Source organism: Pontivivens insulae, from assembly GCF_900302495.1.
GTDB lineage: Bacteria > Pseudomonadota > Alphaproteobacteria > Rhodobacterales > Rhodobacteraceae > Pontivivens > Pontivivens insulae.
In genome coordinates this window covers 276,315-298,760 of sequence record NZ_OMKW01000003.1, presented here as the reverse complement: position 1 = coordinate 298,760, position 22,446 = coordinate 276,315, and the positions used below count along the sequence as shown (strand labels likewise).

The window sequence follows — 22,446 nt, the reverse complement described above, 5'->3', positions numbered from 1 at the left end:
TGAGACACACTCAGCACAACTGATCCGTCAAACAATAGGAGGGCACGATGGCCTACGATTCTCGTTCGAATTCGCTTGAAGAGCATTGGATGCCCTTCTCGGACAACCGGGGTTTTAAAAAGGATCCGCGACTGGTCGTCAAAGCGGAAGGCACCCATCTGATCGACCACCGCGGTGGGCGCGTTCTGGATGGGTCGAGCGGGCTGTTCTGCTCTCCTGCCGGGCACTGTCACCCGAAGATCGTCGAGGCGGTCCACAAGCAGATGCAGGAATATACCTATGTCATGCCGTTTCAGGTGGGTCATCCGGGCAGCTTCGCGCTGGCTGAGCGCATCTCGCGCCTGACGCCAGAGCCGATCAACCACGTCTTCTTCGTGAACTCGGGGTCCGAGGCGGTGGACACCGCACTCAAGATTGCGATGGCGTATCACCACGCGCGCGGCGACGCCCGTTCCCGCTTTGTCAGCCGTGAGCGTGCCTATCATGGTGTGAATATCGGCGGAGTGTCCCTGTCTGGCATGGTCAAGAACCGCGATATCTTCCACGCGACCATTCCGGGCGTTGTGATGATGCGTCACACCCACAACCCCGAGGAGAAGTTCATCCCCGGCGGACACTCGGAGCATCGCGGTGTTGAGCTTGCCAACGACCTTCAGCGCATTTGCGAGACTTATGGAGCGGGCAATATCGCAGCGGTCTTTGTTGAGCCGGTTGCTGGTTCTACGGGCGCGCTTCCGCCGCCGGTCGGCTATCTCAAGCGTCTGCGCGAGATCTGCGATCAGCATGGCATATTGCTGGTCTTTGATGAGGTCATCACAGGCTTTGGCCGCATGGGCACCAACTTCGCGGCCCAGCACTATGACGTCGTGCCCGACATCATGACGATGGCAAAGGCGCTGACCAATGGCTCCATCCCGATGGGTGCGGTTGCCGTGAAGGATGAGATTTATGAGACCGTCACCGGTGGTTCGCCGGATGGCCTAACCGAGTTCTTCCACGGCTACACGTATTCGGGACACCCTGCCGCATGTGCAGCGGGCCTCGCGATGATGGATATTCTGGAAGAGGAAGATCTGGTGGCGCGCACCCACGACATGATCCCCTACTTCCAGGACGCGATGATGAGCCTGAAAGATCATGATATGGTCAACGACATCCGTGTCGCGGGTTTCATGGCAGGGATCGAAGTGCATCAGGGCGCGATGCCCGGCTTGCGCGGCACAACCTTGCAGAAAGAGATGTTCTGGAACGGCCTGAGCGTGAAGTTCACCGGCGACAACGCGATCATCGCCCCCCAGTTCATCATGGAAAAAGAGCATATCGACGAGATCGTGGACAAGTTCCGCTCCTCGCTCGACCAACACGAAGGCTAAGACCAAATGGCAGACCTCCCCTCAACCGCTCGTGTCGTTATCATCGGTGGGGGGGCGGTCGGCTGTTCCACGCTCTACCACCTGACCCAACGGGGATGGAGCGATGTGCTCCTCCTCGAAAAGTCAGAACTAACGGCGGGCTCGACATGGCACGCCGCTGGCAACTGCCCGACCTTCTCAGGGTCGTGGACCGTCATGCAGATGCAGGCCTATTCCATCGACCTGTTTGAGAGGCTGGGTGATGAGGTCGGCTATCCGATCAACTATCACCAGACGGGCGCTGTTCGTCTGGCCCATACCAAAGAGCGGATGCGCGAGTTCGAGCATGTGGCCGATATGGCCGCCAGCATGGGCCGCCAGATCGACGTGATCTCGGTCGATCAGCTCAAGGAATACGTTCCCCAGATGGAAGGCCACGATCTGGTCGGCGGTCTTTGGGATGCGCGCGACGGCGACATTGACCCGTCTCAGGTCACGCAAGCCTATGCAAAAGGCGCGCGGGACGGCGGTGCCAAGATCATTCGCAGCTGTCCTGTCACCGACGTGACACGCGACGGCGACGAGTGGGTGATCCATACGCCGCAAGGCGACGTGCGCTGTGAGTTCGTCGTGAATGCCGCGGGTTATTACGCCCCCGACATCGGCAACATGTTCCTAAAGCATGGCGGGCGGCCCGTGCCGCAAACCGTTATGGCGCACCAGTATCTGGTGACCGAGGAGATTGAGGAGCTTAAAGACGTTCCCACCATGCCGATGATCCGCGATCCGGATTCCTCCTACTATCTACGCCAGGAAAAGCACGGCCTGCTGCTGGGGCCATACGAGAAGGGTGGCCGCATCCACTGGCGCACCGAAGATGACCAGCGCCCCGATGACTTCTCCTTCCAGCTGTTCCCCGACGATCTGGAGCGGATCGAGAGCTATATCGAGGATGCGTGCGAGCGCGTCCCGCTGCTCGGCTCGGTCGGTCTGCAACGCGTCATCAACGGCCCGATCCCGTACGCTCCTGACGGCCTGCCGCTGATCGGCCCGATGCCGGGTGTCGAGAAGGCGTTCGAGGCGACAGCGTTCACCTTTGGTATCATCCAGTCCGGTGGTGCGGGCAAGATGATGGCGGAATGGATCATCGACGGTGAGACCGAGTGGGACGCATGGCCCGTCGATCCGCGCCGCTACACGTCCTACACCGATCAGGACTATTGCGACGCCAAGGGCAAAGAGATCTACGACAACGAGTACGCGATCCACTTTGCACACTACAACTGGCCCGAAGGACGCAACAAGCGGCTGTCCTCATTGCATGCGAAGCATGAAGCCGCAGGTGCCGTGTTTGGCGTATTTGGCGGATGGGAGCGCCCCGTCTGGTTTGCCAAGGACGGCGACAACACCGATCTGGAAGCGGCGGCAACCTACGAGCGCCGTGGCCCGTGGTTTGATGCGGTGGGCCGCGAATGCGCAATCGTGCGCGACGAGTGCGGTGTCATCGACCTCACCGGTCTGACCCGCTATGCACTCAACGGGCCCGGCGCGGGGGAGTGGCTGGAGACGGTCAGCGTCTCGAAGCTGCCAAAGGTCGGTCGGACCCGTCTTGCGTATTTCAAGTCGAAGAATGGCAAGTTCCAGGCTGAGATGACCATCACGCGCCGCGGCGAGGATGACTTCCTGCTGATGACGGCGGCTGTGGCTGAATGGAAAGATCTCGAGATGTTGCAGGCCGCAATGCCAGCGGATGCAGCGTTCACGCTGACCAACGTGACCGAGGATACCACGATCATGCTGGTGACCGGGCCGAAGGCGCGCGACGTCGTCGCCGCCAGCGCCATCGAAGCAGACCTTGAGAAGGGATGGCTGACCCATCAGACCGCTAGCGTGAACGGTGTCGAGTTCGACATGCTGCGCGTCTCCTTCGCTGGGGAATTGGGGTGGGAAATGCACATGCCAGCCTCTGCCGGTCCGGCAGCCTATGACTCGATCATCGCGGCAGGTGGTAAGCCTGTTGGCATGTATGCGCTCGACTCCATGCGGCTCGAAAAGGGCTACATGGCGTGGGGGCATGAGTTGAATGCGGACTACACGCTGGCTGAATTGGGCGTGCCCAATCAAGGCGAAGCAGATAAGCGCGTCGTGTCCCTCGTCATGGATGATGAGGGCGATTGCGATGCCGCACCGCTCTCCTCCGTCTGGCAGGATGGCAAGCATGTGGGCCTGACCAGCTCTGCCGGGTGGGGCCACCGCACGGGTAAGGCCATCGCGCTCGCCATGATCGACAAAGGTATTGAGGGCCAGGTCGAAGTGGAGATCTTTGGCACGCGCCACAAAGCCACCATTCAACCCAACGCGACCCTCTGGGACGCGGATAATGCGCGGATCAAGGCATGAACGCTCTTCCAACGCAGGCCCGGGCCGTCATCGTCGGTGGCGGGATCGCAGGCTGTTCGGTTGCATACCACCTGACGAAGCTCGGATGGAAAGACGTGGTGCTGTTAGAGCGCAAGCGCTTGACCTCTGGCACCACATGGCACGCGGCAGGGCTGATCGCTCAGCTGCGCGCCAGCAAGAACATGACCCGGCTCGCGAAATACTCGCAGGAGCTCTATGGCGAGCTTGAGGCCGAGACGGGGATCGCCACCGGCTTCCGCCGCTGCGGCTCCATCACCATGGCGCTGACCGAGGCGCGGCGGGAGGAAGTGCTGCGACAGGCCTCTATGGCACGCTCCTTTGGGGTTGAAGTGCATGAGGTCAGCGACGCGGAAGTGCGTGAACTCTATCCCCATGTGAACACAGAGGACATGACGGCAGCGGTTCACCTGCCGCTCGACGGGCAGGGCGATCCGGCCAACATCGCGCTTTCGCTTGCGAAAGGCGCACGCCAGCGTGGCGCGCAGGTCTTTGAAGGCGTCGAAGTCACAGGCGTCGATCAGGACCGGGGGCGTGTTACGGCAATCCATTGGCGGCGCGGTGACGAAACCGGAACGATCACAACGCCCAATGTTGTCAACTGCGGCGGCATGTGGGCGCGGGACTTCGGCAAGATGGCGGGCGTGAACGTGCCACTTCAGGCCTGTGAGCACTTCTACATCGTGACCGAGAACATTGCGGGCATGACCCAGCTTCCGGTTCTGCGCGTCCCAGATGAATGCGCTTACTACAAGGAAGACGCGGGCAAGATCCTGCTCGGCGCGTTCGAGCCCGTGGCAAAGCCATGGGCCGTCGATGGGATCCCGGCTGATTTCGAGTTCGACCAACTGCCCGAGGATTTCGACCATTTCGAGCCGATCCTGGAGCAAGCGGTGAGCCGCGTGCCTATGCTAGCAGAGGCGGGGATTCACACCTTCTTCAACGGGCCGGAAAGCTTCACACCGGATGATGCCTATCACCTCGGCCCCGCGCCGGAGCTGGACGGCTATTACGTTTGTGCGGGCTTCAACTCCATCGGCATCCAATCCTCGGGCGGTGCCGGCATGGCGCTAGCGCATTGGATGGATACGGGCCTGCCACCCTTCGACATCGGAGACGTGGACATCGCCCGAATGCAGCCCTTCCAGCGCAACAAACGCTATCTGAAGGAGCGTGTGTCTGAGACGCTGGGCCTGCTCTATGCAGATCACTTCCCATACCGGCAGAAGGCGACGTCACGCGGCATCCGCCGCTCTCCGCTGCACAATTTGCTGGCTGAAAACGGTGCGGTCTTCGGTGAGTTTGCCGGGTGGGAACGCGCCAACTGGTTTGCAAATGAAGGGCAGGAGCGGGAGTACCGCTATGACTGGGGCCGTCAGAACTGGTTCGACAACCAGAAGGCAGAGCATGACGCGATCCGAAATGGTGTCGGTCTCTATGACATGTCCTCCTTCGGGAAGATCAAGGTCGAAGGGCCGGATGCCGAAGCATTTCTGAATCATGTCTGCGGTGGCGATATGTCCGTGCCAGTGGGCAAGATCGTCTACACCCAGATGCTCAACGTGAATGGCGGGATCGAGGCGGATATCACCGTCACCCGCTTGAGCGAAACCTCCTATATCGTTGTGACGCCTGCCGCGACGCTGGTGCGCGATATGGCATGGATGCGGCGGCATGTTGGGGATCGCTTCGTGGTTCTGACTGACATGACATCAGCCGAGGCCGTGATCTGTGTCATGGGTCCGAAATCCCGAGATCTGCTTAAGGCGGTCAGCCCGGACGATTGGTCGAACGAGGTTCATCCCTTTGGCAAGGCCCGCGAGGTCGAGATCGGGATGACGCTCGCCCGCGCGCATCGCGTGACCTATGTGGGCGAGCTTGGGTGGGAGCTTTACGTGCCCACCGATCAGGCTGCCCATGTGTTCGAAGTGTTGTGGCAGGCGGGCGCGCCGCTGGGCCTGAAGCTCTGCGGTCTGCACATGATGGACTCCTGCCGGATCGAGAAGGGCTTCCGCCATTTCGGTCACGACATCACCGGAGAGGACCATGTGCTGGAGGCCGGTCTTGGCTTTGCCGTGAAGACAGCCAAACCAGACTTCATCGGTCGTGACGCGGTTCTGTCGCGCAAGGAAGGCGGCTTGCAAATGCGCATGCTGCAATTCCAGTTGACCGACCCGGACAAGATGCTGTTCCACGCCGAACCGATCCTGCGGGATGGGGAGATCGTGAGCTATGTCACCTCCGGCAACTACGGCCACACGCTGGGTGGGGCCATCGGCATGGGCTATGTGCCCTGCGCCGGGCAAAGCGTTGCCGAGGTTCTGGACTCGACCTACCAGATCGAAGTCGCCGGAGAGCGTGTGACTGCAACGGCCAGCCTTAAGCCGCTCTATGATCCGAAGAGCGAGCGTGTGAAGGTTTAAGAATATGAAGGCGGTGCTGCCCTAGGCGGCGCCGCCCTCGGAAAGCTGATCGCGAATGCCTTGGCAGATCAGCGCAACGCCCTCTGCGATCCGAGCCGTTGCGATGGCGGAAAATCCGATGCGGATCGTATTACGCGCGGTACTGTCCCCTGCATAAAAGCTCGATCCCGGCTCGATCAGGACACTGCGGTGTTTCAGGTCTTCTTTCAGGCGATCGGCATCCAGTCCGTCCGGTCCTTCGAACCACAGAAACGCGCCAGAAAATCCGCTCGCCAATGCATCGGCAAAGCCTTCGGCCTCAATCGCCTCGCGCAGGACAGCATGACGTCGTTCCATGCGGGTGCGCATACGTCTTGCATGTGCGTTGTAGTGCCCCGCTGAAAGAAAGCAGGCCGCCGCCCGTTGCGTGAGGCCGGGCGGATGGCGCGCTGTCAGCGTGCGGGCAGCGCGTGCGCGCTCAACGAAACTGATGTCGGCGGTCAGATAGCCCAGCCGCAATCCGGGAAACATGGATTTTGAGAAACTGCCGATATAGACGACCCGTCCTTGCCGGTCGAGCGACTTGAGCGCGGGCATGCCGGGGCTGCGATAGCTCATCTCGAAATCGTAATCGTCTTCGATGATGATGAAGTCTTCGGCTTCCGCGCGGGCAAGCAATTCCCCCCGGCGTTTCATGCTCATCGTCGCGCCGGTCGGGGCCTGGTGGCTGGGCGTGACGCACACGACCCGAGTCTCTGGCGGGATCGCGTCCACAATGATCCCTTCGTCATCGACGGGGACAGGCGCGAGCGTTGCCCCGAGGCTGACGAGCAGATTGCGCAGTTCGGGATACCCGGGATCCTCGATGGCGAAGACAGCACCCGGCTCGTGCTTCAGCAGGATCCTTGCTGACAGCCAAAGCGCGTTCTGTGCCCCGGCGGTCACCAACACTTCCTTCACACTGGCCGAAACCCCGCGCCCGGTCAGTGATCGCTTGACGATCTGATCGAGTAGCATTTGATCATCCTGATCGGCGGCATCGTCCGCAATCGCTTCGAGGTATCGTTTGCCCGATGCCTGCCGCACGCAGGTCCGCCAATCATCGACGGGAAAGCGGCTGAGATCGGGTTCGCCGAATACGAAGGGAAACCGGTATTCCCGCCAGTTGGTGGGCGTAGCCTGTCCGCCGAGCGAGGCGGGGGGTATTCCCAGACGTTCCGTCCAGTCGATACGCACATCATCTTCCGCGCGCAGAGCGGCCACAGTATCCCGCTGGTTTGGGGCATCATCTGCAACGAAGAAGCCACTGCGCGCCCGCGATGCGACATAGCCGGTTGCCACCAACGCCTCATAGGCAAGGCTGACCGTAATGCGTGAGATGCCGAAATGGTTGGCCAGTGCCCGGCTGGCAGGCAGCCTGTCACCGGGTGAAAAGCGACCGTCCCAGATTGCCTTGGTGATCGATTCTTTCAGGCGCGTCTGAAGGCCTGCGGACTGGTCCGATGACAGATAGATGTCATGTTCCGAGATCGTGCCCACGGTCTGTCCGAAGTCCTTGCCACAAAGGTGAAATATGTGGGCGAGCATGGTCCTTTGTGCTTTAGGGGGCAAGCAAAAGGACCATCTTGCGACAGATTTTCAGGTCACGCAGTTCGGGCGAAGTCTGGTGACCCCGCCCCGTCTGTCCAATCAGACGTTCATCAGCAGATGCTTACGCTCCCATGGGGAGATAACCTGCATGAACTGATCATGTTCCGAGCGTTTGACGGCGCAGAATGTGTCCACAAATTTATCACCCAAAACGCCGCGCAGATCGTCACTGGCCGCGAGCGCCTCAACTGCGTCGAGCAGGGAGGGCGGCAGGTCGCGATCCCGGCTGTAGCTGTTGCCCTTGACCAATACGCGCGGGGCAAGGTTCTGCGTCAGCCCCAGATAGCCACAGGCCAGCGTGGCGGCGAGCGCGAGATAGGGGTTTGCGTCGGCCCCTGCCACCCGGTTCTCGACCCGCCGTGCAGCCGGTTCCGCGCGTGGAGAGCGCAATCCGGTGGTTCGGTTGTCGACGCCCCAATCCAGATTGATCGGCGCGGACCAACCGGGGATCAGGCGGCGATAGCTGTTCACGTATGGCGCGACGAGTGCTGTCGCGGCGTGAAAATGCGTCTGTTGTCCCCCGACGAAAGCATCATGCGCCAGAGAGGCCGTGCCATCATCGTTTGAGAAGATGTTGCGCCCGTCCCGATCGGTTACGCTCATGTGGATGTGCATGGCTGAACCGAGCTGATCGCCATAGGGCTTTGCCATGAATGTCGCATAAAGCCCGCAGCGCAGCGCGGCTTCGCGGATCAGACGTTTGAACAGGAACACCTCATCGGCCAGCTTGATCGGATCACCGTGCAGCATGTTGATTTCAAGCTGTGCGGGTCCGGCTTCCTGAATGATGGTGTCGATGGCGATGTTTTGCGCGTCGGCGTAGTCATAAATCAGCTCGATGACTTCATCATATTCGTCAACGGCCGAAAGACTGAACGCCTGATTGCCAAAGCTCTGCCGACCCGACCGGCCGGTTGGCGGTTCCAGCGGTTCGTTGGGATCATGGTTCGGTTTGACCAGGTAGAATTCGAGTTCCGGGGCCACCACCGGATACCAGCCACGCTCGGCATAGAGTGCTACAACCCGGCGCAAAACCTGTCGCGGGGCAACTTCGTAAGGGGATCCGTCCTCGGTTTCGACGTCGTGCATAATTTGCAGTGAGCGATCGTTGGCCCAGGGCACGGATCGCACCGCGCTCAGATCAGGTGTCAGGACAAGATCCGGGTCGGTATAGAGCTGTGGGCCGACATCCTCGGTATAATCACCGTTGATCGTGGCAAAGAATGTCGACATGGGCAGCCGTACACCCGCTTCGCGGAGGAATTTCTTGAGCGGCATCACCTTTCCCCGTGCGATCCCAGCAAGATCGGGCAAGACACACTCAACCTCCTCAACCCCGTGGGCGGTGGCCCATTCGCGCAGTTGTTCAAGGGCATCTGGCGCATTCCCGTCGATCTCAGGCGACGTGGGAAGGCTCAGGGGATGGGCGGCGGTCATGAAGGCTCCGTTGGCTGCTCCGTTGTCGCTGATCTAGCACGGCGCATGCCCCTTAGACAGGGTGTCACTTTAGATTGCCGCTATGCGCGTTTGGCGGTGGTTGTGCCGTCGCGTCTGATGGCTCAATCCCCACACCACGGGAATCCCCTTCACAAGTCGCGAAATCGCTGCATATGCTGTCTCAAATCGCTTTCATTTTTCGGGAGATGCATCAATGCGCATGAAGACCACGGCCCTCGCCGCCCTGCTCGCCACCACCCCACTGACGGTGCTCGCGCAGGATCAGGTGCTCAATATCTACAACTGGTCCGACTATATCGCCGAGGACACGATCGCGAATTTCGAGCAGGAGTTCGGCGTCAGCGTCAATTATGACGTCTATGACAGCAACGAGGTGCTGGAGGCCCGACTGTTTGCCGGTAATTCCGGGTTCGACATTGTTGTGCCGACCTCCGACTTCCTGCGCCGCCAGGCCGCGGCGGGAATTTATCAACCGCTTGACCGTTCGAAACTGCCCAACCTTGAGAATATGGACCCTGCGTTGATGGAGGCTGCTGCGGTCTACGATCCTGGCAACGAACACTCGGTCATCTACATGTGGGGCACGACAGGTATCGGCTATAATGTCGGCAAGGTTGCGGAGATCCTGGGTGACGATGCGCCGACAGATAGTTGGGATATGATCTTCAACCCGGAGATCATTGAGCAACTCTCGGAATGCGGCGTCACGATGCTGGACGCGCCGACCGAGATGCTGCCTGCCGCGATGAATTATCTCGGCCTCGACCCCCGCTCGACCGCGTCTGAGGATATGGAGGCTGCGGCCGAGCTGCTGGAAACGATCCGACCGCACATCCGATACTTCCATTCCTCGCAATACATCTCTGATCTCGCGAATGGCGATGTCTGCGTCTCGGTTGGATGGTCCGGGGATGTGTTCCAGGCGCTCTACCGCGCGGAAGAGGCTGAGAACGGGGTCGAGATTGCTTACGTGATCCCGTCTGAAGGGGCCTTGCAGTGGTTTGACCTGATGGCGATCCCGGCAGATGCGCCGAACCCCGATCTCGCGCACGAGTTCATTAACTTCGTCATGCGTCCTGATGTGACCGCCGACATCACCAACTATGTCTGGTATGCCAACGGCAACGCCGCCTCACTGGAGTTGGTTGACCCGGACATCACGTCTGATCCCGGTATCTTCCCGACTGAGGCTGCGTCCGAGCGCCTTTGGGCTGCCGAGGTTTATGACGCCCGTACGGATCGCCTGGTGAACCGTCTGTGGACCCAGGTGAAGACCGGACAGTGAGCGACGAGGCTTCAGCGCAGGAACAACCCTTCCTGCGCATCCGCAATGTGACCAAGGTTTTCGACGGCACGACAGCCGTCGATGACCTGTCTCTCGATATCCGGCGCAAAGAGCTGTTCTGCCTTTTGGGTGGTTCCGGTTCGGGCAAGTCGACGCTCTTGCGCATGTTGGCTGGGTTCGAGACGCCGACTTCCGGCGCGATCGAGATTGAAGGGCGCGATATTGTCGGGACAGATCCGGCGGACCGGCCCGTCAACATGATGTTCCAAAGCTATGCGCTGTTCCCGCACATGAACGTGGCCGACAACATCGCCTATGGGCTGAAGCGCATGGGGATGCCAAAGTCCGAACGTCTGAGCCGCGTCGCAGAGATGTTGCGCCTCGTGCGGATGGAAGAGTTCGCAAAGCGCAAGCCGCATCAGATGTCCGGTGGGCAACGCCAGCGCGTGGCCCTTGCGCGGGCACTGGCGCGTGGGCCGAAACTGCTGCTACTGGATGAACCGCTTTCCGCCCTCGACCGCAAATTGAGGGAGGAAACGCAGTTCGAGCTGATGGATATTTTCGACAAGACCGGCACCACCTTTGTCGTTGTGACCCATGATCAAGAAGAGGCGATGACCCTCGCCACCCGGATCGGTGTCATGGACAAGGGAAAGCTCGTTCAGGTCGATACACCGCGCCGCATCTATGAATTCCCCAAGAACCGCTTGATCGCGGATTTCGTGGGCAACGTGAACCTGCTTGAAGCCAGCGTCGCTGGCGATGACGGGCGCTTCGTTCGGCTCGATTGTCCTGCAATCGGGCAGGAGGTTCGTGCGGTTTGCGAAGGGGATATTCCGCAGATCGGGACACCGGTGACCCTCGCGGTCCGGCCAGAGAAGATCACACTGGGAAGTGGCTATCCCGCGATTGTAGAGGACTATGCCTATCGTGGAGATGTGACCCGCTACCGCCTGCGGCTGGCGGGCGGTGGCATTCTCGACGTGAGCCGCGCCAACCGTGCCCGGGCCGGTGAGCAGGACATCACATGGGACATGCCTGTCCATTTTGATTTCGCACCTGAAGGTGCCGTGATGTTGCGGGATTGAGTGCGATGCGCGTGACGTACAATTGTCCCGAGACATGCCGGCCGATGGCGCGCATAGGCTGTGCCGCAGGCCTCCGGCGGGGATATTTCGACCAAGAAGAAGGTGCATTTCAGTGAGGGAAGGCTGGGGCAAACGCGCAGTCATCGGCGTGCCATTCATCTGGTTGCTGATCTTCTTTCTGGTGCCGTTCTTCATCGTCTTTCTGGTGAGCCTCGGTGCACCGCAATTCAGTGTGCCGCCTTATTCCCCGGCATTTGAGTGGGACGGATGGGTTCCGCGCTTCGTTGGCTCATTCGACAATTATGTGTTTCTCACCGAGGATGATCTCTACTGGCGGGCCTATCTGGGCTCGGTTCAGATTGCAGGTGGCGCAACCCTGATGTGCCTGTTGGTGGCGTGGCCCATGGCCTGGGTCATCGCGCGGGCGACGCCGACCTGGCGCAATGTGTTGTTGCTCGCGGTCATCTTGCCATTCTGGACGTCGTCGCTTCTGCGGATTTATGCGTTGATGGGGCTGCTCCGGCAGGGGGGGCTCATCAATACCGGGTTGATGTGGCTTGGCATCACAGATGAGCCGATCCAGATGATGCAGACCGATTTTGCCGTCTATCTGACCATCGTTTTCACCTATCTGCCCCTGATGGTTCTGCCGCTCTATTCGACGTTGGAAAAGCTGGACGGAACCTTGCTGGAGGCCGCGGCCGATCTGGGTGCGCGCGGGTGGCAGACGTTTTGGACAATCACGCTGCCGCTGTCATTGCCGGGTATTCTGGCGGGCTGTCTTCTGGTCTTCATCCCGGCCGTCGGGGAATTTGTAATTCCGGATCTGATGGGCGCGCAGGATAGCCCGATGATTGGGAACGTGCTTTGGGGGGAATTCACCCGCAATCGTGACTGGCCTGTGGCCGCAGCCGTGGCCATTGCCATGCTGGCCCTTCTGGTCGTGCCATTCATGTTGCTGCGTTCCTCCCCCGCGTTGCGGGGGGAGGCGTGATGATCCGTCTTCTCGCAATCCTGGGCTTCGCGCTGCTCTACGTCCCGCTGGCGGTGCTCATCATCTATTCGTTCAACGCCTCGCAGCTCGTCAGTGTCTGGGGGGGCTGGTCGACGCGCTGGTATGGCGAATTGTGGAGCAATGATGCAGTGCTCGATGCCGCGCTTGTCTCGCTTCAGGTCGCGGTGCTTTCCGCCAGTATCGGGACCATATTTGGAACCCTGATCGGTTATATCTTGTCGCGGTTTGGAGGCTTTCGGTTGCGCATGCTGTTCACGGCGATGACCACCGCACCGATTGTGATGCCAGAGGTGGTCACCGGCCTGTCGCTGCTGTTGCTGTTTATTTCGATGGAGCAGCTTTTCGGCTGGCCGCAAGGGCGGTCGGTGACGACGATCGTGATCGCCCATGCGACCTTTGGCATGGCCTTTGTCGCAGTGGTCATACAGGCACGGCTGGCCGGGTTTGACCGCTCGATCGAGGAGGCTGCGCGGGATCTTGGCGCGCGGCCGGTTCGCATATTCATGGGCATCACCTTGCCGGTGATCGCACCGGCCCTGATCTCGGGTTGGTTGCTGGCGTTTACGCTGTCCCTAGACGATCTGGTGATTGCGAGCTTTGTGAGCGGTCAGGGTTCTTCCACCCTGCCGATGGTAATCTATTCCAAAGTGCGCCTGGGGGTCAGCCCGGACGTGAATGCGCTCGGCACGCTGGTGATCCTCGTGGTCGCCACCGGCCTGATCCTGGGGGCGCTGATCATGAGCCGGGCCGAGGCGCGGCGACGTCGCAGTCAGGATCGGTCGTGAAGATTGTACCTGAGCAGCTGAGCGCGCGCGACGTGGGCCGCTTGAGGCTGGAGACCCCGTGGGAAGTACTTGATCCAACTGTGCTGAGCCGCGCACTTGAGGCCAGTCTGCTGCATGTTTCGGCGCGCACCGACGAGGGGGAATTGGTGGGCATGGTCCGCGCCGTTGGGGATGGCGTGCTCTATGCTCATGTTCAGGACTTGATCGTGGCACAATCTTACAGAGGGCAGGGGATCGCGGCTGCATTACTCGACGAGATTCTCGCACAACTCGACGGACGGATGGCAAACGGATCTGCAATTGGGTTGATGGCCGTTGCTGGATTGGAGCCGTTTTATGCTTCCCGCGGGTTCGCCGCCCGTCCATCCGGCCAGTATGGGGCCGGAATGACGCGCATTCGCAGCGAATGAGGACGGGGCGCAACTTGCGTCACCACCTTGCGCGCGTTATCCCTCCCAAGACATCAGTGGAGGATGCGATATGGCGACCGGGCAAACGACCGAATTGGTAAGCACCGACTGGTTGGCCGCTCATCTGGGCGCGCCCGATCTCCGCGTTATGGACGCAAGCTGGTACCTGCCCGCCGAGGGCCGCAATCCGCGCGCGGAATATGAAGCAGAGCATATCCCCGGCGCCCGCTTTTTCGACATTGATGAGATTTCAGACAGTGCGTCGGACCTGCCGCATATGGCCCCTCCGGTTGAGAAGTTCATCTCCCGCATGCGGGCCATGGGCATTGGCGACGGGCACCGGGTGATCGTCTATGACACGGCAGGCCTGTTTTCTGCCCCGCGTGTCTGGTGGCTGTTCCGACTGATGGGCAAAACCGATGTCGCAGTGCTCGACGGTGGTTTGCCGAAATGGAAGGCTGAGGGGCACCCGGTAGAGGACGATCTTCCATTGCTGCGCGACCGCCACTTCACCGCACGCCGGGATGCCAGCCGCGTGCGGGATGTGACGCAGGTGGCCGCGCAGACAAAGCTCGCACAAGAACAGATCGTGGATGCCCGATCCCCGGCCCGCTTCCGCGGCGAGGAGCCGGAGGCCCGGCCCGGACTACGTGCCGGGCACATCCCGAACTCTCTGAACGTCTATTACAAGGACGTGCTGAATGCCGATGGCACCATGAAGGACGAGAACGCGCTGCGCGCCGCATTCGAAGGTGCAGGCGTCGATCTGTCCGGTCCGATCACCACGACCTGCGGATCAGGGATCACGGCGTCGATCCTTGCCCTCGCGCTTGAGCGGATCGGCCACAAGCAGGTTGCGGTCTATGACGGTTCCTGGGCGGAATGGGGTATGTATCCGGACCTGAAAGTCGCGACCGGATGACGGAGGCGACCTATACGATCACCTATCTTGCCATGGATGGGCGCCCCGACTATCCGCGGCCCGCGGCGCGATTGAACGACCCGATTGCGCTGCTGCGCGCCGAAGACCCGCCGGTCTGGTATTTTCTCTCGCTCTATGGCGCGGTGGGCGGTCCCTATGAATGGACAGACCGGTTCCGTCAGGATCCCGAAGAACTTGAAGCTTTTGTCAAAAGTCCTGACGTTCATCTTTACACACTGATGCGCAATGGCTGGCCTGCGGGCTTTTTTCAGCTCGATTTCCGAACCGAGGGGGAATGCGACCTTGCCTATTTCGGTCTGGTGCCGGAGGCAGTCGGATCTGGCCTGGGTCGATGGCTTTTGCAGACCGCGATCCACATGGCGTGGGACGGTCCGGGGGTAAAGCGGTTAGAGGTCAACACCTGCACCCTCGACCATCCGGCGGCCCTTCCGCTCTATCAGAAATGCGGGTTCACGCCCTATGAACAGGAGGTCGCGACCCGCGTCCTCTCTTCCTCTTCGTGACATCTGAAAGGTCATTTTGATGTTCAACAGCCTGCCGCAACCAAAGCCCGATGCGATCATCGCCCTGATGGCGGAATATGCCGCCGATCCGCGCGACACGAAGGTCGATCTGGGCGTCGGCGTTTACAAGGATGATGAAGGGCGTACGCCGGTGATGCGCGCTGTCCGCAAGGCGGAGGAGCGGTTGCACGCGGCCCAGACGACGAAGACCTACACCAAGCTGACGGGTGATCCGGCCTTTGTGAAGGCAATGCAGGAACTCGGCCTTGGGCAGGCGACCGATCGCATGGCCGGGGCTGCGGCACCGGGGGGCACAGGCGCGTTGCGCGTGCTGTTTGAGCTGGTCTCGCGCGCCAAACCTGATGCGAAATTCCACATTTCCAACCCATCCTGGCCCAGCCATGAGGGTATGCTGAACAACATGGGGTTGAGCGTTTCGAAATATGACTATTTCGATGCTGAAACCTGCGGCGTGCGCTTCGATGATATGCTGGCTTATGTGAACGGTTTGGGTGCGGATGATATTGTTGTGCTGCATGGCTGCTGTCACAATCCGACCGGGGCCAATCTTACAGATGCGCAGTGGGCGCAACTGACCGAAAGCGCCATCGCGAACGGTTGGACCCCGCTGGTCGATCTTGCCTATCAGGGCATGGGTGACGGACTTGAGGAAGACGTGACCGGGATGCGGCACATGGCCTCTAAGGTGCAGCGGATGATGGTTGCGCAATCCTGTTCCAAGAATTTTGGCCTCTACCGCGACCGGGCTGGCTGCGCGACGGTGATCTGCCCTGATGTGGACGAGACGAAGCTGGTCCAGGCGACGCTCGCCAGCGTGAACCGTATGCTCTACTCCTTTGCGCCCGATCATGGCGCGGCGCTGGCAGAGATCATCCTGAATGATCCTGAACTGCGCGCGGACTGGGAAGCGGAACTGACAGAGATGCGCGAGCGGATCAACGGTCTGCGTGACGGTCTGGCCGAGGCTCTTCGTCAGGCCACCAATTCTGATCGCTTTGATTTCATCAAAGAGCATCGCGGCATGTTCTCTCGCCTCGGCGTCACGCCAGAGCAGGTGAAGGCCATGAGGGATGAAGCGGGCATCTACATGGTTCAGGACAGCCGCATGAACATTGCCGGCCTGACCGAGGAGGACCTGCCAGCCTTCGCCCGCGCAGCGGCAGCCGCCGGGGCCTGATGGCAAATCTGCCCTTCATCACCGCATCCGATGTGCCGCCCGCAGACTGGGTAGCGATCGCGGATGCGATAGAGGAGGGGCACCGCGGCCCGGCTCCCGAAGTGTCCGACCAGTTCCTGCATCGCGGCGACGATACCTTGTTGAGCCGCGCTGCATGGATTGACGGCGCAGGTGTTGGTGTGAAGTCGGTCACGGTCCTGCCCGGCAACCCTGCACAGGGTCGTCCAAGCGTTCAGGGTGCGATGCTCGTTTTCGATGATCAGACCGGGGCACCCCGCGCCGTGATCGACAATGCATTGATCACGCGATGGAAGACCGCGGGGGACAGTGTGCTCGGCGCGCGCTTGCTTGCGCGCCCGGATGCGGAACGTCTGCTGATCATAGGCGCTGGCGCGGTTGCGGATAGCCTCATCGAGGCCTATCGCGCCGTATTCCCCAACTTGAAGACCGTGATGCTGTGGAACCGGACCATCGAACGGGCTGAGGCGCTGGCCGGGAAACATGCCGACGTGATTGTTGCAGCCGATCTTTCAGATGCCGTGGCTGCGGCCGATATCGTCGCAACCTGCACGATGAGCAAATCCCCGGTTCTAAAGGGAGATTGGCTTGCACAAGGGGCCCATCTCGATCTGATCGGGGCGTTCACCGCCGATATGCGAGAGGCGGACGATACCGCACTCACTCGCAGCTCGATCTTCGTCGACAGTCGCGAGACGACGATGGGACATATCGGTGAACTGATGATCCCGCTGGCCAGCGGTGCAATCGCCCCATCCGACGTGAAGGGCGACCTGACGCAGATTATTGCGGGTCAGGCGGGGCGCCGCTCGGATCAGGAGATCACGCTGTTCAAGAATGGGGGCGGCGCGCATTTGGACCTGATGACCGCAGGTGTGATCTTGCGCGCAGCAGGCCTTTAACGGAACCATCCCGCCGCGCGAACGTTGGCTTTCCACATTGCAAAAAGGAAAGTTACAATGCGGAATGTCATTTACATCATCGGTCTTGTTGTCGTCGTGATTGCTGTGCTCAGCCTCGCCGGCATTGTCTGAGCAGGCTATTCGGCAGCGGCGCTTTGCTCGACAACCGGCAGGGTAATGACGAAGCAGGCGCCGCCTTCGCCTGACCGCAAGGTTAAGTCGCCGTCCAGGTTGCGCATGATTTCGCGGCTGATGGGCAAGCCAAGGCCCGCGCTTCCGGCGAGCGTTGCCTCTCCCAATCGCGAGAACTTCTCGAACACACGATCCGCGTCGGCCTCGGCAATGCCGGGGCCGTTGTCGGTGATTGTAACGGTGACCTCTTGCGGACCCTGCACAGCCTCAACTTTGATACGAGGCGGCAGGCCAAGGCCGTATTTCACGGCATTGGACAAAACATTGATGAAGACCTGCGCCAGCCGGTCCCGATCCGCCAGCACCGGTATCTCAGCGCCCGGGGCATAGTCAGGCTGCACTCCGGCGCGTCGCATCAAAGGCTCGGTTGCATCCAATGCCTGCCGGATCACATCATCGAGCCACAGCGGATCGCGGCGCATCGTGGTGCGGCCCGTTTCAAGCACCGATAGATCAAGAATTTCATCGAGCAGCCGTGTCAGACGCTGACTTTCCTCGTGAATAATCGTGACGAAGCGCTGATGCTGGTCCGGGTCGATCTGATCCGTTTCCCGCAAGATCTCCGCAAATGATCGAATGGACGTCATCGGCGTGCGCAATTCGTGGCTTACCTGACTAAGAAACGCGTCCTTCTGGTCCGAAATCGCACGCAACCGTTCGTTCGCGCGACGCAATTGATCGGCGGAGATTTCCAGCTCACGGCTCTTTTCCTCGATCCGGTGGGAGTACTCGACGATTTGTGCTGTCTCATCTGCCATCCGGATCAGTTCTGGAACCGAGACCGTTCCATGCCCGCTGATCTGACTGACCATGGCATGGGCGGAGGAGGCTCCGAGGGCACCGGCCAGCGCACGCTCCAACCGGGCGGTGAGCGCGGGATCCGCATCCGGCAGGCCTGAGGGCTTGCCCTGAGCCCGGGCAATTTCCGTGAACATCCGCCCGGCCTGCTCCCGCCCCAGTATGCGCTGTGCCAGTTCAAAAAGCTTCTCTGACTTGGCCGTCCGCCCAAGGCTCATCCCCTGACCCGCAGCACTCAGCGCAAAGACATCGACAAAGATCTTTGCCTGAAGCTGTTCGAGTGCGCGCGGTCGCGACATCATGGATCCAACGCAGAGCATCGTGATGTTCACAGCCATCGACCAGATAACGGCATGGACCAGCGGATCAGAGATCGCGGACCCGAACAGCGCATTTGGACGCAGCCAACCAAGTCCGAATGGTCCATTCGCGATGGTCTCGGCACTCAGAATTAACGACCCGCCAAAGCTGGGGAGAAACAGCGTGTAGGCCCAGACGACGGCGCCGCTTCCAACAGCGAGCAGGGCACCCGTCCGGGTCGCGCCGCGCCAGTAGAGCCCCGCAATGACAGAGGGCAGGAACTGCGCCGCCCCCAGAAAGGCGATCAGACCGATAGAGGCGAGTGCCCCACCGTCACCGGCGAGCAGGTAGTACAGGTACCCAAGCCCCATGATGACAAGGATCGACACCCGCCGTGATATCAGCAGAATACGCCGCACGTCGCCAGATGAGCTTGGCGTACCGGCCGTGGCGCGCAGCCAGAGCGGCATGAAGATATGGTTCGACATCATCGTCGCCAGCGCAATCGCAGAGACAATGACCATCGACGTCGCAGCGGAGAATCCGCCGATAAAGGCGACAAGGGCCAGGGTATTTGCGCCAGAGGCCAACGGTAGAGTCAGAACGAAGAGATCAGGGTTCGAGCCTGCGGGCATCGTGTTCAGCCCAACTATGGCGATGGGCAGAACGAAGAGCGACATCAGGAAGATATACATCGGGAAGGCCCACGCAGCCGTCGCGAGATGGCGCTCATCAACATTCTCCACAACGATGACCTGAAACATGCGCGGCAGGCAGATGATGGCAGTGGCGGACAAGAAGACGAGCGTGATCCAACGCGGGCCAAAAATATCTGCGCTCAATAACTCGGCACTTTCGGGGCGCGCGAATATGTCAGAGGGGCCAGAGGCGAGGCCAAATACGACAAACAGACCGACGGAGGCGATAGCAACCAGTTTGACAATCGCTTCGAGGGCAATCGCTGTAACCACACCATAGTGCCGCTCATTCGCGTCAACATGCCGTGTCCCAAAGAGGATGGTAAAGATGGCCAGTCCCACGGCGATCCAGAACGCCGTCAGGGACGAGTTTGCTGAGCCGTCCGAAAACAGTGTGAAACTCAGAGACAGTGATGTCAGCTGCAACGCGATATAAGGCGTTGAGGCGATCACGGCGAGCACGGTGACGAACACCCCGATCAGGCTGCTTTTTCCATAGCGTGAAGAGAGCAGGTCCGCGATCGAGGTGGTGCGTTGCTCACGTGCAATGCGCACCAGCTTGCGAAATAGAAACCACCACCCGATGAACACCAGTGTGGGACCCAGATAGATTGCCGCAAACTCCAGCCCATTGCGTGCGGCAGAGCCGACAGCGCCGTAATAAGTCCAGGCCGTGCAATAGACAGAGATGGAGAGCGTGTAGACCAACGGGCTGCGCATCCACCCGAAATGGCCTGCGCGGGCCCGCCGTTCGGCCCAGAACGCCACCCCGAACAAGGCCGCGACATAGAGCAGGCAAGTCAGGACGATGACGTTCCAACTCAACATGGTTCAGCTTTCAGGGGCGTTGATCAAAAGGCGCGAAAGGCGCGCGGCGATCGCTATCAGGGCAAGCCAGATGCCAAAGATCCAAAGCACGATCACTGGAATTCCGAACAGCGTCTGTGAGCCTGCGAATAGGCTGACGAAGGGTGGCAACAGCATGATCGCCGCGAAAATGGGCAACAGGGCCGCGCCATCATAGCGACGGCGCCGGGCGCGTGCCGGGGTGGACAGGGAGTCCGCATCACTCATCCGTCCAGTCCGGCAAGCCTGCGCGCCTCGGCCACGATGTCGGCGTTCGAGAAGGGTTTGGTCACGAAAACATCCGCCCCCAATTGCAGGGCCTGCTCGCGGTCACGCGACTGTCCCTTGGCGGTCAACATCATCACAGGGGTGGAGGTCAGGGCCGGGTTGGCCCGTACGCCGCGCAAAACGTCAAATCCCGAAACATTGGGCAACATGACGTCGAGGATCATGACGTCGGGTTCGACATGTGCAGCTTTGTCGAGCGCAAGCGCGCCGTCCGCCACGGTTTGCACCTCAAAACCCGCTCGCCCCAAAAGGAATGAGAGCGACTCGACAATATTCGTTTCGTCTTCGACGATTAGGACCCGCTTGGTCATCTGGTAGCCTCCCCGATCGCATGCCGCCATCTGCGGGTGGCTTTGCGATTGCGATAGCTTAACGGGTGGAGACTGTGGCGGGCAATGTATTTTGCATGCGGCGTCACGCGCTCAACTCGATGATTGGTGCGGCAGACCGCGCCAGACAGGCCGGTCGGGCGCAAATGCGGCAGCCGGGGCCTGCATCAATCTCTTCCACGGCTCCGGTGATGAAGCGATCTTCCACACCGGGCGGCAGGATCAGCATCGTTGAGGTGGATTGCGGGCGCTCGCCCACGGATGCAGCCCTTGGCCGAAGCGAGGCGCTGAGGGTGAGGCTCGCCTGACCAGAGGGTTGAACAAGTCGCGCGGCGATCAGGCGCTCCGGCTGGCTGGTCGCATCAAAGAGCGGCCACAGCGGGCAGGCCGCAATCTGGCGAGATAGCGGCCAATCGGGAATGGGACGGCGCAAAAGGTAATGACCCGCCGCATTGACCGTCAAAAGTCCGACGCGCGGCACCTCAGCCTCGTCCAGAAAGGCAATCCTGCGCATGAGTTGATCCAGCGGAACGCGCAGGGATACAGCCAGTGAGACAAGGTCTACTGGTCGCTCAAAGGCCTCTATCAGCGTCGCGCGCGGAATGGCCCTTGCATCGAAGATCCAACGCTCTGCCCAGGCGCGAAACGCGCCTTTTGCGGCCGTGGAGAGGGCGTCGAAATGCGGGATGGCGTCTTCGATCCGGGCCTCGCCGCGCTCCAGTTTGACAAGATCGTATCGGCAATCCTCCAGCACCTGCGCGACTTCCTCCTCTGGGGTGGTAGAGCGTTCCTCCAGTTCGACCGCATTGTCGAAATAGTCTGTCAGCGCGCTGGCGACCTCGCTCAAGCGCTCACTCTCGCCATGGATGGCCTCGACAAAGCGCGCCTGCTGGGGCGGGTCGATATCCGGGATGCTGGCCAGGATTGAGGAGGTCGACCGGATGGCCGTGATCGTCGTGAGCATCTCATGCATGTTCGACTGCAAGGTGGGGTCATGGGTCAGGCGATCGCTCAGCGCCTCGATGGTCACGCGTTGGCTGCGAGCGGTCTGGTCGAGTGTGGCGAGCAGCCGCGCCCAGCCGGGATAGCGTCCCACGAATTCCTCGGTGACATGGGTCTCGGGCGCATGAACCGGAAGGTCTGCTGCCGCATCCCTCAGCGCCTGCACTACGCCAAGCTCCGCCTCTTCCCCCAGCCCTGCCGCTGGCATGTCCAAGGCCTTGGCGAGCATCAACATGACTCGCCCCGCAACGGGTCTTCGATTGTGCTCAATCAAGTTCAGGTAGGATGGCGAGATGCCCGCCGCCTTGGCCAAAGCGGTCTGGCTAAGCCGCAATTGCTTGCGGCGTTCCCGGATTCGCAGTCCGGCGAAAGAGCGTGACATCGACGAAAAATCCTTTCGTAAAAAGGCTTTGTTGCGACGCAATGTAACATTCGTTACAGCTTTGCCAAAATGACCTGTAAAATATTTACAAGAAAATTATTTGAAAGCAATGGTTTGTTGCTTTGTTTACATCGTCAGCTCATTCTGACGTCGGGTCGTGAAACCCATCCGTGCAAATGCCGGC

18 protein-coding genes are annotated in these 22,446 nt (G+C 60.5%); 12 read left to right on the top strand and 6 right to left on the bottom strand.

Features of this window, described 5'->3' with window-relative positions; translation table 11 throughout:
- Positions 1-47: 47 nt before the first annotated feature.
- The 3 genes from aptA to POI8812_RS11910 are packed head-to-tail and all read left to right on the top strand — an operon-like array spanning position 48 to position 6,193.
- On the top strand, positions 48-1,373 hold the full coding sequence (gene aptA, locus POI8812_RS11920) for an omega-aminotransferase AptA (protein WP_108782823.1): 1,326 nt from the start codon (positions 48-50) through the stop codon (positions 1,371-1,373).
- A 6-nt stretch (positions 1,374-1,379) separates the two neighbouring features.
- Complete coding sequence (locus tag POI8812_RS11915; RefSeq protein WP_108782822.1) at positions 1,380-3,752, top strand: GcvT family protein; 2,373 nt, start codon at positions 1,380-1,382, stop codon at positions 3,750-3,752.
- Positions 3,749-6,193, top strand: a complete 2,445-nt coding sequence (locus tag POI8812_RS11910; protein ID WP_108782821.1) for a GcvT family protein — start codon at positions 3,749-3,751, stop codon at positions 6,191-6,193. Before POI8812_RS11915 ends, POI8812_RS11910 begins: the two co-directional genes overlap by 4 nt.
- Before the next feature lie 21 nt (positions 6,194-6,214).
- Here POI8812_RS11910 and pdxR read toward each other — a convergent pair whose 3' ends face one another.
- Both pdxR and POI8812_RS11900 read right to left on the bottom strand, forming a co-directional pair.
- Entirely contained in the window at positions 6,215-7,759 is a 1,545-nt protein-coding gene (gene pdxR, locus POI8812_RS11905) for a MocR-like pyridoxine biosynthesis transcription factor PdxR (RefSeq protein ID WP_108782820.1), read from the bottom strand.
- Positions 7,760-7,861: 102 nt separating this feature from the next.
- Complete coding sequence (locus POI8812_RS11900; RefSeq protein WP_211310379.1) at positions 7,862-9,259, bottom strand: glutamine synthetase family protein; 1,398 nt, start codon at positions 9,257-9,259, stop codon at positions 7,862-7,864.
- A gap of 214 nt (positions 9,260-9,473) precedes the next feature.
- On the opposite strand from POI8812_RS11900, the gene POI8812_RS11895 reads away from it, so the two are divergent.
- The 9 genes from POI8812_RS11895 (at position 9,474) to POI8812_RS11855 (ending at position 17,427) form a co-directional block, all read left to right on the top strand.
- Positions 9,474-10,565, top strand: a complete 1,092-nt coding sequence (locus POI8812_RS11895; protein WP_108782819.1) for a polyamine ABC transporter substrate-binding protein — start codon at positions 9,474-9,476, stop codon at positions 10,563-10,565.
- Entirely contained in the window at positions 10,562-11,653 is a 1,092-nt protein-coding gene (locus POI8812_RS11890) for an ABC transporter ATP-binding protein (RefSeq protein ID WP_211310378.1), read from the top strand. The genes POI8812_RS11895 and POI8812_RS11890 overlap by 4 nt, the downstream gene beginning before the upstream one ends.
- 112 nt (positions 11,654-11,765) lie before the next feature.
- The gene (locus POI8812_RS11885) at positions 11,766-12,647 is read left to right on the top strand and encodes an ABC transporter permease subunit (protein ID WP_245895382.1); all 882 of its coding nucleotides are present in this window, start codon (positions 11,766-11,768) and stop codon (positions 12,645-12,647) included.
- A complete protein-coding gene (locus POI8812_RS11880) occupies positions 12,647-13,453 on the top strand; it encodes an ABC transporter permease subunit (RefSeq protein ID WP_108782816.1) in 807 nt (268 codons plus the stop codon). Before POI8812_RS11885 ends, POI8812_RS11880 begins: the two co-directional genes overlap by 1 nt.
- Positions 13,450-13,863 carry a GNAT family N-acetyltransferase gene (locus POI8812_RS11875; protein ID WP_108782815.1) on the top strand — a complete coding sequence of 138 codons (414 nt, stop codon included), beginning with the start codon at positions 13,450-13,452 and terminating at the stop codon, positions 13,861-13,863. Before POI8812_RS11880 ends, POI8812_RS11875 begins: the two co-directional genes overlap by 4 nt.
- Positions 13,864-13,933: 70 nt before the next feature.
- Positions 13,934-14,785 carry a 3-mercaptopyruvate sulfurtransferase gene (gene sseA, locus POI8812_RS11870; protein ID WP_108782814.1) on the top strand — a complete coding sequence of 284 codons (852 nt, stop codon included), beginning with the start codon at positions 13,934-13,936 and terminating at the stop codon, positions 14,783-14,785.
- Positions 14,782-15,309 (top strand): GNAT family N-acetyltransferase, encoded by a 528-nt coding sequence (locus tag POI8812_RS11865; protein WP_162844907.1) that lies wholly within the window; start codon positions 14,782-14,784, stop codon positions 15,307-15,309. The genes sseA and POI8812_RS11865 overlap by 4 nt, the downstream gene beginning before the upstream one ends.
- Positions 15,310-15,328: 19 nt before the next feature.
- On the top strand, positions 15,329-16,507 hold the full coding sequence (locus tag POI8812_RS11860) for an amino acid aminotransferase (protein WP_108782812.1): 1,179 nt from the start codon (positions 15,329-15,331) through the stop codon (positions 16,505-16,507).
- Complete coding sequence (locus POI8812_RS11855; RefSeq protein WP_108782811.1) at positions 16,507-17,427, top strand: ornithine cyclodeaminase family protein; 921 nt, start codon at positions 16,507-16,509, stop codon at positions 17,425-17,427. The genes POI8812_RS11860 and POI8812_RS11855 overlap by 1 nt, the downstream gene beginning before the upstream one ends.
- A gap of 137 nt (positions 17,428-17,564) precedes the next feature.
- On the opposite strand, the gene POI8812_RS11850 is transcribed toward POI8812_RS11855, so the two are convergent.
- The 4 genes from POI8812_RS11850 to POI8812_RS11835 all read right to left on the bottom strand — a co-directional run bounded on the left by POI8812_RS11850 (position 17,565) and on the right by POI8812_RS11835 (position 22,262).
- Positions 17,565-20,243 (bottom strand): sensor histidine kinase, encoded by a 2,679-nt coding sequence (locus POI8812_RS11850; RefSeq protein ID WP_108782810.1) that lies wholly within the window; start codon positions 20,241-20,243, stop codon positions 17,565-17,567.
- A gap of 3 nt (positions 20,244-20,246) precedes the next feature.
- Positions 20,247-20,489 carry a hypothetical protein gene (locus tag POI8812_RS11845; RefSeq protein ID WP_108782809.1) on the bottom strand — a complete coding sequence of 81 codons (243 nt, stop codon included), beginning with the start codon at positions 20,487-20,489 and terminating at the stop codon, positions 20,247-20,249.
- Positions 20,486-20,860: a response regulator transcription factor gene (locus POI8812_RS11840; RefSeq protein ID WP_108783212.1), complete on the bottom strand. Its 375-nt coding sequence runs from the start codon at positions 20,858-20,860 to the stop codon at positions 20,486-20,488. The genes POI8812_RS11845 and POI8812_RS11840 overlap by 4 nt, the downstream gene beginning before the upstream one ends.
- 103 nt (positions 20,861-20,963) lie before the next feature.
- Positions 20,964-22,262, bottom strand: coding sequence for a helix-turn-helix transcriptional regulator (locus POI8812_RS11835; RefSeq protein WP_108782808.1), 1,299 nt, complete (start codon positions 22,260-22,262; stop codon positions 20,964-20,966).
- Positions 22,263-22,446: the final 184 nt, after the last annotated feature.